Source organism: Azospirillum melinis (assembly GCF_013340935.1).
GTDB classification, from domain to species: domain Bacteria; phylum Pseudomonadota; class Alphaproteobacteria; order Azospirillales; family Azospirillaceae; genus Azospirillum; species Azospirillum melinis.
The window spans coordinates 23,652-40,024 of record NZ_WHOS01000004.1; the positions used below are offsets into that span (position 1 = coordinate 23,652).

A 16,373-nucleotide genomic window follows, 5' to 3' on the forward strand; every position below is an offset into this window, starting at 1 on the left:
GACCTGGATAAAACCGGCGCGGAGTATGCCCAAGCGGCAGGGGTTTCGCCATGGCTTTGCGGCGCCGTCCCGAAGATCGCTTTGATCGCGCACCGGAAACGGCAGGCGGCGGGAGGGTCAGGCGGCGAATTCCAGCGTGACCTGGCTGCCCTGCCCCGGCCGGCTGTCGATGCGGAGGCTGCCGCCATGCGCCTCGATCAGCGACTTGACGATGGGCAGCCCCAGGCCGGTGCCACGGCCGGGCTGGGTGGTGAGAGCGGAGGTCTGACCGAAGGGAATGGAGGCCTGCCGCAATTCCTCCGCCGTCATGCCGATGCCGTTGTCGGTAACGCGGACGACGCAGCGGCCACTCACCCCGCGCGCGACGCTGACCAGCACGCGCCCGTTCTCCGGCGTGAATTTCAGAGCGTTGCCCAGCAGGTTCAGCAGCATCTGCTTCAGCGCCCGCTCGTCCGCGCGCACCAGCGTGGGCGACGGCGGGCGGTTGATCTCCAGCCGGATCGACTTCTGCTCGGCCTGGGGAGCGACAATGCGGAGCGCCCATTCGGCGGCGGCGACCGGGTCGACATCCTCCATCAGCAGGGCGAACTTGCCGGCCTGGAGGCGCGACAGGTCGAGGATGTCGTCGATCAGGGTCAGCAGATGCTGGCCGGAGGCATGGATGTCGCGGGCATAGTCGGCATAGCGCGGACCGGCGTCCTGTCCGAACATCTGGTCCTTGATGATCTCGGAAAAGCCGAGGATGGCGTTCAGCGGCGTGCGCAGTTCGTGGCTGACGCGGGCGAGGAAATCTCGGTTGACCGCCAGCGCCGCCGCCAGCCGTTCGGCGTTGCGCTGCTGGACCAGCAGGAAGGCGGCGACCAGCAGGATGGAGACGCTGAGCAGCGCCGCGATGATCCGCATCTGCCCACGGAAGCCGGCGACCGCGGCGTCGATGTCCTTCACCGCGATGCCGACGACGAGGATCAGCGGGTAGCCCTCGACCGGCCGGTAGGCGTAGGCGCGGCGGATGCCGTCGGCGATGCTGTCCTGCCAGAAGACACCGCTCAGCGACTGCTGGACCGCAACCCACAGGTTGGAGCCGGTGCTGTCGAGCCCGACGGAATCCTTTCCGTCCTTGGAGCCGCGGGCGCGGATGACCCGGTCCAGCCCGACCAGCGTGACCACACCGTTGCGGCCGACATCGGCCTGCCGGTAGAAGCCCGAGAGGTGATCGGGATCGACATTGGCGACCGCCACGCCGGCGAACTCGCCCGCCGCATCCTCCAGCCGCCGGGAAAAGCGCAGCAGAGGCTGCCCGGTCGCCGAGCCGTTGAAGGGCAGGCCGATCTTCATCAGCGACCGTCCCTCCCCCTGGTGATAGGCGATCAGGCCGCTGCCCTCCAGCCCTTCGGGCGGCCCCATCCCCTCGCTGCGGAAAAGCTGGGCGCCGTCGAGACCGAAGACGCTGAAGTGATGGATCAGGCCGGTGTCGTAGAGCCCGTCGTCGATGATGCGGCGGGCGCGGGACAAGCCGCCTTCGGCATAGCGTTCGGCGAAGGAGCGCAGCGTGGTGTCGACGTCATGCACGGTGCGGCTGGTGCTGCTCTCATAGGCGCGCGCCGTCGTCTGGGCATTGACGATGGCCTCCCGCATCTGGCCTTCCAGCATGGAGGACGCCATCGCGGCATAGCCGATCCACACCCCGGCCAACGCCAGGGCGGTTGCCGTCAGGATGCCGTTCCGGATGGACAGCAGCCTGACGGAGGGGAACCGAAAGGTCGGGAGACGTGGCATGCCCTGCGCTCCGCCGTTCCACCGCCCCCCGCATCCGGTCCGCAGTGCCGATCCGTAACGTCGGGCGCGATGCGGCGGGGGTGGAGCCGATCATCGCACCAATCGGTTAAGACTTGTCAAATGTCCGAACTGTTTGTCTACCCACCAATTGTGCCCGTGGATTTCTATTTTGACACGAAACGGTGCCGCAGCCGCTCGATGGCGGTATCGAGCACTTCGTCCTTCTTTGAGAAGCAGAAGCGCACGACGTTGGTCGGCGCGTTTTCCACGAAGAAGGCGCTGACGGGGATGGCGGCGACCTTCGCCTCCGCCACCAGCCAGCGGCAGAAGGCCTGATCGTCGCCGTCGAAGCCGAAGCGCGAGATGTCGGCGGCGACGAAATAGGTGCCGGCGCTGGGCAGCACGTCGAAGCCGACCGAGGCGAGCCCGGCCGACAGCCGGTCGCGCTTGGCCTGGAGCCCGGCGGCGAGCCCGGTGAAATAAGCCTCCTCCTTGCCCAGCCCGTAGGCGACGGCGGCCTGGAGGTTCGGCGGGGTGGTGAAGGTCAGGAACTGGTGCGCCTTGGCGACCGGCTGCAACAGGTGCGGGGCGGCGGTGACGTAGCCGACCTTCCAGCCGGTCAGCGAGAAGGTCTTGCCGGCCGACCCGATCTTCAGGCAGCGGTCGCGCATGCCCGGCAGGCTCATCAGCGGAATGTGGCGGCGGCCGTCGAAGACGATGTGCTCATAGACCTCGTCGCAGACCGCCAGCGCGTCGTGGCGCTGCACGAACTCGGCGATCAGCTCCAGCTCGGCCCGGTCGAAGACCTTGGCGGCGGGATTCAGCGGATCGTTGATCAGCACCAGCTTGGTGCGGGGGGAGAAGGCGGCCTCCAGGTCGGCGCGGCTGAAGCTCCAGTCCGGCGCCTTCAGCGAAACGAAGCGCGGCACACCGCCGGCCAGCCGGACGATGGGCAGGTAGCTGTCGTACATCGGCTGGAACAGCACCACCTCGTCGCCCGGATTTATCAGGCCGAGCAGGCAGGCGGTCAGCGCCTCGGTCGCACCGGAGGTGACCATCGTCTCGGTCTTCCAGTCGACATCGAGCCCATAGAAGCGGCCGGCGTGGGCGGCCAGCGCCTGACGCAGATCGGGCGTGCCCATCATCGACGGGTACTGGTTCCACCCGGTCAGCAGCGCATCGGCTGCGGTTTGCAGCACGTCGGCCGGCCCCCGGTCGTCGGGGAATCCCTGGCCCAGGTTGATCGCGCCATGCTCCTCCGACAGGCGGGACATGACCTCGAAAATGGTGGTGCCATAGCTGGACAGCAGCGCGTTGCCCGACTTCACCGGAAAGCCTCCTCATGCGAACGGACGCACAAGATGGCCGCTGCGGGGCGACGCTGTCCAGTGCCCGCTTCCGCAGGGCAGACCGCAGAGGAGCGGTTGTCGGCGGTCGGCAAAATCGTTTGGACTCCCACCGAGCGATGGAGACGGCCATGGTATGGCTGTTGCATACTCAGGTAAGTTTCTGTCCCAAGGAGTGTAATTCCGATGTCATTTTCTTCCCGCTGCCGCGGTGCCGCCCTGTCGGCTTTGGTCCCGGCCCTGGTCCTGTTCGGGCTGGCCGGTTCCGCGCAGGCTGCGGAACCGATCAAGGTCAAGGTGTTCGTCGGCTCGATGTTCGAGATCGGCAAGAACACCGGCGACCGCGCCGGCGAGTTCCAGCACTGGTACGAGCGCTATTGGCAGACGGCCGAGCCGATCACGGTGAAGGGCGCGCTGAACCCGGTCTACTGCAACGCCGACGGCGTCTGCGGGTCGGTGCTGGGCATGGGCAAGGTCAGCTCGTCGGCCTCGATGCAGGCGATCCTGCTGAACCCGCAGCTCGACCTGTCGCAAGCCTATTTTATGGTCACCGGCGTGGCCGGCACCCCGCCGTCGCGCGGCACCATTGGCGAAGTGAGCTGGGCGACCTGGGTGGTCGACTATGACCTCGGCCATCGCTGGGCGCCGGAGGAGAACAAGCCGGGCGAGCCGACCTTCATGCCGCGCAAGGGGTACGAGGCGGTGCGGCTGTTCCCGATGAACCCGGCGCTGGTGTCCTGGGCGATGCGCCTGACCGCCGACACGCCGCTGAAGGACAGCGACTCCGCCCGCTCCTACCGCAAGCGTTATCCGCAGGAAGCGGCACAGCGTGCTCCTTTTGTGGGCACCGGCACGCACATGACGGGCGACACCTTCTTCCACGGCCCCGGCATGTCGGCCCAGGCGCAGTACATCGCCAAGCTCTATGGCGCGGACGACTACGTCATCACCGAGATGGAGGCTGCGGCGATCACGCTGGTCATCAAGCGGCTGCAAGGCTCCGACCGGGTGATGAGCCTGCGCGGTGCGGTCAATTTCGACCAGGGCAATCCGAACGAGACCACGCTCCAGCACCTCGACCCGAAGCCGGGCGAGACCGCCGGCGGCTTCGCCGAGACGGTGGAGAATGTGGAGCTGGTCGGGTCGCGGATGGTCGACCACATCGTCGGCCATTGGGACCAGTGGAAGGACGGCGTTCCGGCCCTGCCCGCTCCCTGACGGGATCGTCTGCGCCTGCCGGGCGGCAACCGCCCGCCCGGCAGGCGCCTGCGGCTTACTCGCCGTAGATCTTCCGCAGGCGGCGGTTGCGCAGCTTCAGCCGGATGCGTTCGACCGGGCTGAAGATGCGGGGATAGCGGCGCTTGCCCCGCACGAACAGACGGCGGGCGTCGGCGGAGTTGCGCAGCACCAGCACGCCACCGAGCAGCATCACCGGCAGGCCGCCGGGACCGGGCAAGGGGGCGATCAGCAGGCCGAGCAGGATGATCGTGCATCCGGCGCCGATCAGGGCCAGCTGTCGCACGCGCGCGAAAGACAGCGTCTGGGCGGTATCGGGAGGACTCATCTGCGGTTCGACAGGCTCCAAGCTTTGCGTTCGTCCGCATATGGGCCTGGGGGAGCGGCTCGAAAAGGCCCCCCTCCCCTTTGCAGGTGTGGGAGCGCGTCTTCTCCTGCCCCGGAAAGGGGCTGGACTCAATGCCCCGATTTTCAATGCAGCGTGCGCATCGGTTCCGGCGGCGCGGCGCGCAGGCGGGCCGGGTCCAGGCGGCTGAGGGCGGCGTCGCGTTCCGCGGGCTTGGGTTCCCAGCCGAATTCGCGGATCAGCTGGTCGCGGGCGGCGATGGCGCGGCGGGACAGGTGGGCGCATCCGTCCGGCGCTTTGCCCCGGCTTGGCGGCGGGCAACGGCGGTCGGCGCAGCTTTCCAGCATCAGGCGGATCATCCGCTCGCGCTTGGCGGCATCGACATAGCCCATCTGGTCGAAATAGAGCTTGGTGAAGGCCAGTTCGGTGACGCGGGCGTGGGCCTTGCGGTCGCCGACGATCACCGCCGCCACCACCTCCACGCAACGGCCGGCGAAATGCGGCAGCGGCGCGGTGCCGTCGTCGGCACAGTCGAGCAGGCGGCTCGGCAGATCGACCAGCCGGCCGGTCACGTCCTTCACCAGATAGCGGCGCCACACCGACATTTCCGCCTCCCGTCAGGCTTCAGCCCCCGAAAAGAAGCCTACACCAGACGGAGGGAACACGGAACCGGTCATGAACACACGATCCCGTGAACGGTCGGGTTCCGGCGCGCCTCAGCCTCAGTGCGGCACCAGCGGCCAGAAGATCGCGATGGCCGTCGTGCCGAACACCACGACCATGATCGACAGCGGCAGGCCGAGGCGCCAGTAATCGCCGAAACGGTAGCCGCCGGGGCCCATCACCAGCGTGTTGCACTGGTGGCCGATGGGGGTGAGGAAGTCGCATCCGGCGCCGATCGCCACCGCCATCAGGAAGGCGTCGGGCCGCAGCCCGAGATGGGTGGCGAGGCTGGCGCCGATGGGCGCCATCACCAGCACCGTCGCGGCGTTGTTCAGGAAGGGCGTCACCGCCATCGCCGCCACCATGATCATCGCCAGCGCCCCCACCGGCGGCAGGCCCTGCGACAGGTCCGACAGGAAGCCGGCGATCAGCTCGGTGCCGCCGGTGGTGCGCAGCGTCTCGCTGACCGGGATCAAGGAGCCCAGAAGCACCAGGATCGGCCATTCGATGGCCTCGTAGGCATCGCGCAGGCTGACCACCTTCAGGGCGGTCATCGCCACCGCCGCCCCGAAGAAGGCGATGGCGACCGGCACCAGCCCGGTGGCGACCAGCGTGACGGTCAGCCCCAGCACCGCCACCGCCGCGGCGCGCTTCGGCGTGCGGCCGATGGCGAGGTTGCGCTCGGCCAGCGGCAGGCAGCCCAGCTCGGCCAGCGTATCGGAAACGGCGGCCTGCCGGCATTGCAGCACCACCAGATCGCCCGATTGCAGCCGGATGCGGCGCAGCCTCTGGCGGATCGGCCGGCCGCGCCGGCTGAGCGCCACCAGATTGGCGCCGAACCGCTCGCGCAGGTTCACCTCCTCGATGCTGTGGCCGATCATGGCGGAGCGCTGCTCCACCACCGCCTCGACCACGGCGATGTCGTCCTCGTTCTCGACCCCCTCCTGGTCCTTGTCGTGCATCATGCGCAGGCCGGCGCGCTTGACCAGATCGCCCAGCGCCGTGGTGTCGCCCTCCAGCACCAGGATGTCGTCGGCGAACAGCACCCAATGGCCCGACGGGACATAGCGGCGATAATTCTCGCGCACGATGGCGGCGACGGTCACCTCGTTCTCGCCGAAGGATTCCAACTCCTCCACCGTACGGCCGACGAACTGCGAGCCGGCGGGCAGCCGCGCCTCCGCCGTATAATCGTCGATGTTGAAGGCCGGTCCGGCCCCCGCCGCCCGCCCCTTCGGCAGCAGCCGGTAGCCGACCGTCAGGAAGGCGACGCCGACCAGCGCGATCACCAGCCCCACGGGCGTGAAGTCGAACATGTGGAAGGGCTCGCCGGTCATCTCCGCCCGCACGCGCGACACGATGATGTTGGGCGAGGTGCCGACCAGCGTCATCAGCCCGCCCAGCAGCGAGCCGAAGGCCATCGGCATCAGCAGCAGCGACACCGGCGTGCCGCTCCGCCGCGCGACCTGCAAGGCGATGGGCATGAAGATGGCCAGCGCGCCGATGTTCTTGACGATGGCCGACAGCAGGGTCACCGCCCCGGCCAGCATCGCGACCTGGCTCCAGACGCCGGTCATCCGCGCGGTCAGCGGTCGCATCGCCGCCTCCACCACGCCGGAGCGGCCGACGGCGGCGCTGACCACCAGGGCCGATCCGACGATGATGACGATGTCGTCGGAAAAGCCCTGGAACGCCTCCTTCGCCGGCACGATTCCGGCGGCGACCGAGGCCAGCAGGGCGATCATCCCGACAAGGTCGTACCGCAGCCGGTCCCAGATCAGCAGCGCGATCACCGCGCCGATGATCCCGAACGATAACATCTGGTCGATGGTCATTGGGGAAGGCAGCGTCCTTATCCTGTGATCCGGAGCCGGGCCGGACAGGGGAACGCGGTTGTGCGTCCGGTCAGCGCGCGGAACCCGACCCCTTCCCGTCCCCGCGGCCATCGCCCGACTTGCCGGCCCCTGTCCTGCCGGATGCCGCAGCCCCCTTGTCGGGGGACCGGGCATCCTGCACCAGCCGGCCGCACTGTGGCTGTTCCTCACTGCCCGGGTCAAGGAAGGGCAGCACGCCGGCCAGCGGGGTCAGCAGCACGCCCAGCGCCACCGCCGCAGCACCCCGCGCCGCCGACTCGGTGGGATCGACGCCGATGTCGGGGTTGCCCAGCGTGCCGCCGACCAGCACCGGGACGTGGGTGGCGAAGACCTGCGGCGACTTCGAATCGCCGACGATGCGCAGGTCGAGCGACTCGTTGCGCAGGCTGATCCGGCCCTTGCCGGTCACCAGCGTTTCCGGCGTGTCGAGCACCAGCGCCTCGACCTGGGCGACACCGTTCTGCACCGACATGTTGCCGACCAGGCAGTTGAAGGGCATCGGCTTCGACCCGGAAATGACCACGCCCAACGTTTCCAGGATGTTGGTCTTCAGCCCCTTGACCGCGAGGCTGGTGACCCGTCCGCCATCCACCGCAACGCCGATCTTGCCGTCGGAGCTGCCCAGCAGGTCGGCCACCGTCTTGCCGGAACCGGCAAGCTGGATGCGCCCGGCCACCGTGCCGCCGATCTGGCCCGCCAGGGAGGTTTCGCTGAAGAAGGTGGACAGCTTCATCGCGCGGATGTCCAGGTTGGTGCGCATCGCCGGCACCTTGCGGCTGCCGTCCACCTGCACCGTGCCGGCGATCCGCCCGCCGCCGATGCCCAGCGACAGCGGATCGAAATGCAGATCGCCGTTGGCCAGCCTGACCCGCATGTCCAGATCCTGCAACGGGGCGAATGGCGCCTCGACCCGCTTGCCGCGCAGGCGGACATCCATGTCGGTGTTGCGCAGCATCTCCACATTCACCGGGGTGGCGGGGATGACACGGCCGTTGCCGCGGGTCGGGTAGTCGCCGCTGCCGCGCGGCGAGGCGCCGATCAGGCCGGCCAGATCCTGGGCCGCCAGCCGGTTGGAGGTGAGGTCGGCCTTCACCATCGGCCGCTCCCCGTTGGTGTCGACCGACAGGTCGCCGGACAGGTCGCTTTCGCCGACCTTGCCGTTCATGCCGTGGAAGGCCCACAGGCCCCCTTCGCGCGACAGGTGGCCGGATATGGAATAGGGCCGGGTCTTCGGCGTCGGGATGCCGAGGATCGGGAAGATTTCCGCCAGATCGTTGCCGCTGAGCGCCACCGAGAGGTCGACGCCCTCCAGCTTCACCGGCTCGGCCACCGATCCTTCGATGCGGCCCTTGGTCTTGCCGACGGCGGCGTCGATCTTCAGAGGATAGGGCTTGGGATCGTCGCGCAGATAGAGCAGCGAGCCGCCCTCCACCGCCAGGGTGAAGGGCTTGCCGGCGAAGTTGCCCTTGCCGTTCAGCTGCACGGTGTCGCTGTTGTTGTCGCCCGTCGCGGTGTTGATGGTGTTGTCGATGTCGATGTCGCTGGTGGGGTCGCGGTAGCGCAACCGCCCGTCGGCGATCAGCAGCCGCTCGATCACCGGAATGTCGCCGCGCTTGTCGGGGGTTACGGTCTCCTTCGCCACCTCCTTCTCCGCGTTGGGCGGGCCGAAATTCCAGTTCGCCTCGCCCTTGTCGTTCTTTTCCAGGATCAGCTTCGGACCCTCGAACTTCAGTTCCGGCAGTTCCCAGTTGCCGCGCAGCAGCGGCCACGGGCGCAGCGAGGCGTCCAGCGCCCTGATCTCCGCCATCGTCCTGTCCTGCGCCCAGTCGGCGTTGGCGACGCGCAGTCCTTCCAGATGGATGCGGATCGGGTTGCCGAGATGCACGCGCAGGTCACCGTCGATGGCGACCTCGCGGTTCAGCGCCGCCGAGGCGCGGCGGGCGACGAAGCCGCGGGCATCGTTCCAGTCGAACAGCAGCACCACCGCGCCGACCCCGACGACGACGAGACCGACGAGGCCAAGCAGGCCATAACCGATCCATTTGAACACCGATCCCGCACCCGCTTTCATCCCCCTGCCCTCCGCGCACCGTCCCTTCCCCTGACAACGGACAAGGAGGCGGAACAGCGAAGGCCGGAGGCGGGGGGTACCGCAAGAGATCCGCTCCATCTGTCCGAAGGTCATATACTCCAATGGCGCTTATATTGGATTTAACGCAAAATTCAGTATCGCAGCGCCGTAATCGTCGACGCCTCACCCCCACCCCGCAGCCAGGGCCGCAGGACAAGATGCGTTCTCTGACCAATTTCGCCCCGTCCACCTTCGAGGAACGCGGTGCCGCCGTGGCCTTCACCACGCCGGTGCTGGCGCAGACCCGCGTGCGCAAGGACAGCCGCGACCAGCTGGAGGTGCTGGTGCCCAACCTTTCGGAAGGGCGCGGCGTCTATGTGGTTCCGTGGAAGTCGCTGCCGCTGGCCTTCCCGATGACCGTGCATGACCGGATGCTGCACGATCTGATCGCCAAGGCCGAAGGCTGCTCGCCCGACGACATCCGCAAGGCGGTGCTGGAGGCGGCGCGCTGCGGGCTGGCCGGCGGCGGTGCCGTGGCGGCGGCGGAAGCGGCGCTGAGCGACGACGAGGACCAGCGGCTTCTCATCAACTACCAGCTGATCGTCGAGGCGCTGAAGGCGGTCGGCCTGGAATCGACGGAGATCCTGAAGGTCGGCCTGACCTCCGCCGAAGGGCAGAAGCTGACGCGCGACCTGATGATGAAGGCGGCGCAGCGTCTGGCTCTGGAACCGAAGGAACTCTATGGCCGCATCGCCGAGCTGGCGCTGATGATGGAGGCCATCGGGTTGGCCAGCTCGCCCAAGCCGGCGCGGCTGCGGCGGCTGATGCGCGATCTCCAGGGCTTCCGCGACAGCATGACTGACTGGGCAACCGACAACGTGTCGGAGGCGGCTCCCATCGGCGGCTTCTGCGCCGAAGTGGCGGAGCATACGGTCAACCACGCCCGCAACGTCATCGGCCAGTTCGATCAGGCGATGGCGTCGTTCGAGGTGCTGCTGCGCCAGTGGGAGACCAAGCGTCCGCAGATCCGCAAGGCGTCGAGCCGGCTGTCCTGGCTGCTCGACGGCTGGGAATATCTGATCCTGCTGTGGAACGACGCGCTGACCCAGGACCGCTATTCCCAGGACATGGCCGTCCACGACATCTTCCGCGTCATCCCCCTGCTGCCGAAGGACGAGGGCCGCGCCGAGCAGTCCGCGCTGGCGGACAAGCTGATCAACAGCCACAAGCGGTCGGTGCGCGCTTATGTCGACTGGCGCAGCGGCCAGCTCGATGTCGATCTGGTCATGCGGATCGAGACGATCAAAGGGAGAGCGGCCTGATCATGGAGATGAGGGATCTGGTCGCGCTGGGCGACAAGCTTCTGGACATCGACGAGCCCAAGTTCCGCCAGATCGTCGATCTGCTGGAGCAGATGAACGACCATCCCGACATCCAGCGCACCATCGCCGTGATCCGCCCCCGCTTGGTCGAGCTGCGGCTGCACCGCCGGCCGACGCTGAAGCGGCTGTTCTGCGATCCCTTCGAAGACCTGTTCGAAGCGTTGGGCAAGGCCGACCCGGTGCCGCTGAGCGTGATCGAACGGTCGCTGATGAACAGCCTGTGGCCGCTGGTGGAGGCCGAGGTCGGCAAGGAGCGCATGCGCGCCTTCCGTCCGGCCCTCCAGGCCGGGCCGGAGCGCAAGGCGCTGACCGAAGCCTTCTGGGGGGAATGCGCCGCCGCGGTGACGACCATCGCCCAGGGGGCGGTGGCCGGGCATTTCAGCGAAGCGCTCGACCTGCGGATGAACCCCAACCGGACACGAGCGCTCGCGGACATCGCCGTCCTACTGTCCATCGCACCTGAGATCATGGAGTTGAAGGCGGCGCTGTCGCCCAAGCCGGTGCCGAAGCTCCATGGCGATCATATCGAGGCGATCCAGACCATCGGCCGCCGGCTGTCCCGCGCCAGACCGGAGTCGCTGCGGATCTTCATCCTGCTCGCCGCCTCGCGCCTGACCGATCCGTCGGTGCTGTTGAGCGGGCTGTGGGACATGGATCTGGGCCAGAAGTCGACCGACCGCGCCACCCTGTTCATGCAGCTGAGCGGCACCGTCGTCGCCCAGATCGAGGACCGCTCGCGCAGCTGGCAGGACACCCCGGCCAGCGACCGCATGGCGGTGGCCGATCTGGCGCTCGACCTCGTCGCCAGCCTGGACGCCACGCGGGCGGCGATGGAGCACAGCCGCAACAAGGAATTCGACCAGCGGCTGAAGCAGGTGCGCAACTCCGTCCACACCATGGTGAAGACCCAGGTGTTGCAGGACGCCGATGCCGGCATCGTCGCCGCCATCGGCGCGCTGGAGGGCGGCAGCGAAGGACGCGCCCAACTGGCCCAGGCGGAGAACCACGCCCGTGCGCTGCGCAAATGCGCGACCATCGCCGATACGCTGGGGCTGCGCGGCGAGCTGCGGGAGATGACGCAGAAGACCACCGCCTCGCTGACGGAAAAGGCGCAGCAGGCGCTGGGCGGACCGGCCGGCAGCACCCGCACCGGCTATACCGCCATCCGCATGATCGAACTGATTGCCGGACCGGCCGAAGCGAATAAGATCATGGACGACATCATGAGCAGCGGCCGGCGGTGAGTGTGCCGGCGCCTTGCGGTTCGGAGGAATTGGCGATGGGATCGGGATACACCGGGTGGGAATTGCCGGCGGACGAGCGCGGGCGCCTGCTGGCCCTGCTTCCGCCCCGCTATGAGAGGCTGGTCGCCGACCATGTGACCCTCACCTTCGGCGTCGGACCGCAGGAGCCGCTGCCCGCCGCAACCGAGGCCGACGTGATCGGCTATGCCGACGACGGCGAGGGGGTGCAGGCGCTGGTTGTCGCCGTCGACGGCGCCAGCGACCGGCCGGACGGATCGACCTACCACATCACCTGGTCGCTGGCGGACGGGCGGCGCCCGGTGGAGTCCAACGACGTCATCCGCGACTATGGCTGGCGTCCGGTGGACCCGGTGACGGTCAGGCTGGTGCCGCGGTATTTCGCGCTGTAAGGCAAAATCTCACGGAAGCTCACGGCACCTCCGCCACCCCTTCGGCGGCGACGCCGCGCTTGAGGCGCTGTTCGCGGTAGACGATGAACAGCCCGCTGCCGATGATCAGCACAGCCCCCACCCCCATGCGGGCGGTGGGGGCCGTGCCCCAGACCGCGAGGTCGAGGATCACCGCCCACAGGATCGACACATATTGGAAGGGCACCACCACCGCGGCCGGGCTGAGCTGCAGCGAGCGGTTCATCATGGCGTGGCCGGCCAGCGCGGTAACGCCCAGCAGCCCCAGCAGGAGGAAGCCGAACCACCCCGGCGCTTCCCAGGTCCAGGGCAGCGTCACCCCGCCGATCAGCAGGCCGCCCACCATCTGGTTGCCGACCAGCGTCAGGCTGGAGGCGGAGCGCAAGACGCGGGTGGAGATCACGCCGCTGGAGAAGATGAAGGCGCCGATCAGCGCCACCAGCGACGGCCAAAGGTCGAAGCGGCCGGTCGGGTTCAGCACGATGACGACGCCGACGAAGCCGACCAGCACCGCCACCCAGCGGCGCCAGCCGACGCTTTCGCGCAGGACCAGCACCGACAGCGCGGTGACGATCAGCGGTGCCGACATGTAGATGGTCATCACGTCGGCTAGCGGCAGATAACCGACCGCCCAGTAGAAGCAGGCGACGTCCACCGTCATCAGCAGCACACGCAGGATGTGCAGCGGCAGCCGGTCGACCGCGAAGACCGCGGCGATGCCCTCGCGCCAGATCATCGGCGCCAGCACCGCCAGCCCGAACAGGCTGCGCACGGCCAGCAGCATGGCGACCGGATGGTCGGCCACCAGCCATTTGCCGAGCGCGTCGTTCAGCGTGAAGAGCGTCATCCCGCCCAGCATCATCAGGATGCCACGGCGGGTGTCGGTCGCGGGGGCCGCGGTCATGGAAGGGTCCGGCAATGGTTGAGAGCGTGATCCGCAGGAGCAGGCCGCAGACCTGCGCGGCCAGCGATATTGCTGGAATGGCGGACGAACGCAACCCCCGCCCGCGGGCAGGAGCGATGCGAAAATTCCATCCGCCCGATTGAGTCCGCCAACGGCGGCCGGGGCGTTCAGCGATAGGGCGCCTGTTGAACGGGCAGCCGGTTGGTCTCCTTCATCTCCCGCAGCGACAGGTTCGACCGGATGCTGGCGACCCCCGGCAGCTTTCGCAGCACCCTGTCGACGAACCCGCTGTAATCGTCGAGATCGCGCGCGACGACGACCAGCAGGAAATCCGCCTCTCCGGTGGTGTTGTGGCAGCTCAGCACGGAGGGGCAGGACTGGATGATCGCCTCGAAAGCCGCGGTCACCTCCTCGCCATGCTGGGTGCAGACGATCTGCACGAAGGCCATGACGCCGAAGCCGAGCTTGCGGCGGTCGAGAACCGCCTGATAGCCCTTGATCACCCCGCTTTCCTCCAAACGCTTCTGACGCCGCCAGCAGGACGCCTCGCTGAGCGCCAGCTGTTCGGAGAGCTTGGCGTTGGACAGCCTGCCATCCTGTTGCAGCCGGTCGGCAATCGCGGCATCCACTTTATCCAGCGGGTCCATGCTGAAGAATTCCTTCGCCATTAGGCCATTAGAGGAAAGAACCCTTCATATCTGCGGTTCGACCGATCTTCAATTGAAAGCCAATTTCAGCAGGCCCGTCGTAGACTGCGGGGAGCGTCCAGACGGAGTCCCCCCGATGAAAGCCGTGGTCTACGAGGCATTTTCCGCCCCGCCCAAAATCATGATCGTGCCCGATCCGACGCCGGAGCCGCATGGTGTCGTCGTCAAGGTGATGGCGACCGGCGTCTGCCGCAGCGACTGGCACGGCTGGGTCGGCCATGACACCGACATCCAGCTTCCCCATGTTCCCGGCCACGAACTGGCCGGCATCGTCGAGGCGGTCGGCAGGGACGTGACGAAATGGAAGGTCGGGGACCGGGTGACGGTCCCGTTCGTCGGCGGCTGCGGCGCCTGTCCCGAATGCCATTCCGGCAACCATCAGGTCTGCGACCGGCAGTTCCAGCCCGGCTTCACCCATTGGGGGTCGTTCGCCCAGTATGTCGGCCTGCATCGGGCGGACATCAATCTGGTGGGTCTGCCGGAGAGCATGGACTTCACCACGGCGGCGAGCCTCGGCTGCCGCTTCGTGACCTCGTTCCGCGCCGTCATCGACCAGGGCAAGACCTCCGCCGGCCAATGGGTCGCCGTTCACGGCTGCGGCGGCGTCGGCCTGTCGGCGATCATGATCGCCAATGCGGTGGGCGCCAATGTCGTCGCCGTCGACATCTCGGAAGACAAGCTCGCCCTGGCCCGTGCGCTCGGCGCCGTTGCCACGGTGAACGCATCGGAGGTTGGGGAGGTCGCCGAAACGGTCATCGAGATCACCCGCGGCGGCGCCCATGTCTCGCTCGACGCGCTGGGCCACCCCACCACCTGCTTCAACTCGATCGGCAACCTGCGCAAGCGGGGCAAGCATGTGCAGGTCGGGCTGATGCTGGCCGAGAACAGCACGCCGGCCATTCCGATGAGCCGCGTCATCGCCAACGAGCTGGAAATCCTCGGCAGCCACGGCATGCAGGCTCACCGCTATGACGCGATGATGGAGATGATGCGGTCCGGCAAGCTGGCGCCGGAGAAGCTGATCGGCCGGACGATCACGCTGGAACAGTCCATCGACGCCCTGATGAGCATGGACAGGTTCGAGGGCACCGGCGTCACCGTGGTGACGGAGTTCTGAGGCCAAGGTTCAATGATGGGGCCGGAAGGTCAGCGCTTTCCGGCCCCTTCTTCGGCGATCAGATCACGCCCTTCTCGCGCAGGGCGGCGATGTCGGCCTCGCCCAGGCCGAGGGATTCGGCGAGCACCGTGTCGGTGTGCTGGCCCAACGTCGGCGGGGCGGTGTCGTGGACCAGGGGGGTGCCGCTGTAGCGGATCGGGCTCGCCACCGTCGGCACGCTGCCCTGGGTCGGGTGCGGCAGATTCTGGTGGATGTTACGGGCCTTGACCTGCGGGTCTTCGAAGACCGCGGCCAGATCGTTGATCGGGCCGCAGGGCACGCCGACCTGCTCCAGCGCGCCCAGCCAGTCCTGGCTGTCGCGGGTGCGGATCAGCTCCTCCAGCAGGGCCACCAGCTCCTTGCGGTTGGCGACGCGGGCCGGGTTGGTGGCGTAGCGCTCGTCCTTCGCCAGATCGGGGCGGCCGGCGACCGTGCAGAACTTGGCGAACTGGCCGTCGTTGCCGACCGCCAGGATGATGTAGCCGTCGCGGGTGGCGAAGGCCTGATAGGGCACGATGTTCGGATGGGCGTTGCCGAGCCGTTGCGGCGCCTTGCCGCCGACCAGGCAGTTCATCGCCTGGTTCGCCAGCACCGCCACCTGCACGTCGAGCAGGGCCAGATCGACCTGCTGCCCCTCGCCGGTGCGGTCGCGGTGGGCGAGCGCGCCCATGATGCCGATGGTGGCGTAGAGGCCGGTAAAGATGTCGGTCACCGCGACGCCGACCTTGACCGGACCGCCGCCCGGCTCGCCGTCGGGCTGGCCGGTGATGCTCATCAGTCCGCCCATGCCCTGGATCATGAAATCGTAGCCGGCGCGGTTGCGGTACGGCCCGGTCTGGCCGAAGCCGGTGATCGAGCAATAGACCAGCCGCGGGTTGACCGCCTTCAGGCTGTCATAGTCGAGGCCGTATTTGACCAGTCCGCCAACCTTGAAATTTTCGATGACGACGTCGGCCTGGGCGGCGAGCCTGCGGACAAGCTCCTGCCCTTCCGGCCGTTCGAAGTCGATGGTGATCGACCGCTTGCCGCGGTTGGTCGACAGGAAATAGGCCGACTGGTCGCCGGCCCAGGGGGGCCCCCAGGCGCGGGTATCGTCGCCGGCACCCGGCCGTTCCACCTTGATCACGTCGGCGCCGAGATCGGCCAGCGTCTGCGCCGACCACGGCCCGGCCAGCACGCGCGACAGCTCCAGCACCCGGATGTGCGACAAGGGTCCGGCCAAGGTGTCTTCCTCCTGTTG

Annotated in this window: 14 protein-coding genes; 5 read left to right on the plus strand and 9 right to left on the minus strand. The window is 67.9% G+C overall.

Translation table 11 applies throughout. The annotated features are described in order from the left end of the window. Positions 1–117 precede the first annotated feature (117 nt). Positions 118–1,776, minus strand: a complete 1,659-nt coding sequence (locus tag GBZ48_RS04845) for a sensor histidine kinase (protein ID WP_174469993.1) — start codon at positions 1,774–1,776, stop codon at positions 118–120. Positions 1,777–1,940: 164 nt separating this feature from the next. Further along, complete coding sequence (locus GBZ48_RS04850) at positions 1,941–3,104, minus strand: aminotransferase (protein ID WP_174469994.1); 1,164 nt, start codon at positions 3,102–3,104, stop codon at positions 1,941–1,943. A gap of 204 nt (positions 3,105–3,308) precedes the next feature. Between GBZ48_RS04850 and GBZ48_RS04855 the strand changes: the two genes are divergently transcribed. Then, complete coding sequence (locus GBZ48_RS04855) at positions 3,309–4,340, plus strand: purine-nucleoside phosphorylase (protein WP_174469995.1); 1,032 nt, start codon at positions 3,309–3,311, stop codon at positions 4,338–4,340. A gap of 55 nt (positions 4,341–4,395) precedes the next feature. Here the strand turns inward: GBZ48_RS04855 and GBZ48_RS04860 are convergent, their stop codons facing one another. The 4 genes from GBZ48_RS04860 to GBZ48_RS04875 all read right to left on the minus strand — a co-directional run bounded on the left by GBZ48_RS04860 (position 4,396) and on the right by GBZ48_RS04875 (position 9,312). After that, entirely contained in the window at positions 4,396–4,686 is a 291-nt protein-coding gene (locus GBZ48_RS04860) for a hypothetical protein (RefSeq protein WP_174469996.1), read from the minus strand. 143 nt (positions 4,687–4,829) lie between these two features. Further along, positions 4,830–5,309, minus strand: a complete 480-nt coding sequence (locus GBZ48_RS04865; protein WP_174469997.1) for a hypothetical protein — start codon at positions 5,307–5,309, stop codon at positions 4,830–4,832. Positions 5,310–5,426: 117 nt separating this feature from the next. Continuing rightward, the gene (locus GBZ48_RS04870; RefSeq protein WP_174469998.1) at positions 5,427–7,202 is read right to left on the minus strand and encodes an SLC13 family permease; all 1,776 of its coding nucleotides are present in this window, start codon (positions 7,200–7,202) and stop codon (positions 5,427–5,429) included. A 70-nt stretch (positions 7,203–7,272) separates the two neighbouring features. Continuing rightward, positions 7,273–9,312, minus strand: a complete 2,040-nt coding sequence (locus tag GBZ48_RS04875) for an AsmA family protein (RefSeq protein ID WP_174469999.1) — start codon at positions 9,310–9,312, stop codon at positions 7,273–7,275. 218 nt (positions 9,313–9,530) lie between these two features. On the opposite strand from GBZ48_RS04875, the gene GBZ48_RS04880 reads away from it, so the two are divergent. Genes GBZ48_RS04880 through GBZ48_RS04890 form a run of 3 tightly spaced genes read left to right on the plus strand, consistent with a single transcriptional unit; the run spans position 9,531 to position 12,348 of the window. After that, positions 9,531–10,634 (plus strand): hypothetical protein, encoded by a 1,104-nt coding sequence (locus GBZ48_RS04880; RefSeq protein ID WP_174470000.1) that lies wholly within the window; start codon positions 9,531–9,533, stop codon positions 10,632–10,634. 2 nt (positions 10,635–10,636) lie between these two features. After that, positions 10,637–11,938 carry a hypothetical protein gene (locus GBZ48_RS04885; protein ID WP_174470001.1) on the plus strand — a complete coding sequence of 434 codons (1,302 nt, stop codon included), beginning with the start codon at positions 10,637–10,639 and terminating at the stop codon, positions 11,936–11,938. A gap of 35 nt (positions 11,939–11,973) precedes the next feature. After that, positions 11,974–12,348, plus strand: coding sequence for a hypothetical protein (locus GBZ48_RS04890; RefSeq protein WP_109049511.1), 375 nt, complete (start codon positions 11,974–11,976; stop codon positions 12,346–12,348). A gap of 19 nt (positions 12,349–12,367) precedes the next feature. Here GBZ48_RS04890 and GBZ48_RS04895 read toward each other — a convergent pair whose 3' ends face one another. Next, complete coding sequence (locus GBZ48_RS04895) at positions 12,368–13,270, minus strand: DMT family transporter (protein WP_174470002.1); 903 nt, start codon at positions 13,268–13,270, stop codon at positions 12,368–12,370. Between the two features lie 167 nt (positions 13,271–13,437). Further along, the gene (locus tag GBZ48_RS04900) at positions 13,438–13,917 is read right to left on the minus strand and encodes an Lrp/AsnC family transcriptional regulator (RefSeq protein WP_174470003.1); all 480 of its coding nucleotides are present in this window, start codon (positions 13,915–13,917) and stop codon (positions 13,438–13,440) included. Positions 13,918–14,053: 136 nt separating this feature from the next. On the opposite strand from GBZ48_RS04900, the gene GBZ48_RS04905 reads away from it, so the two are divergent. Then, positions 14,054–15,094, plus strand: a complete 1,041-nt coding sequence (locus tag GBZ48_RS04905) for a zinc-dependent alcohol dehydrogenase family protein (protein WP_174470004.1) — start codon at positions 14,054–14,056, stop codon at positions 15,092–15,094. A 58-nt stretch (positions 15,095–15,152) separates the two neighbouring features. Here the strand turns inward: GBZ48_RS04905 and GBZ48_RS04910 are convergent, their stop codons facing one another. Further along, entirely contained in the window at positions 15,153–16,355 is a 1,203-nt protein-coding gene (locus tag GBZ48_RS04910; protein WP_174470005.1) for a CaiB/BaiF CoA transferase family protein, read from the minus strand. Between the last annotated feature and the right edge of the window lie 18 nt (positions 16,356–16,373).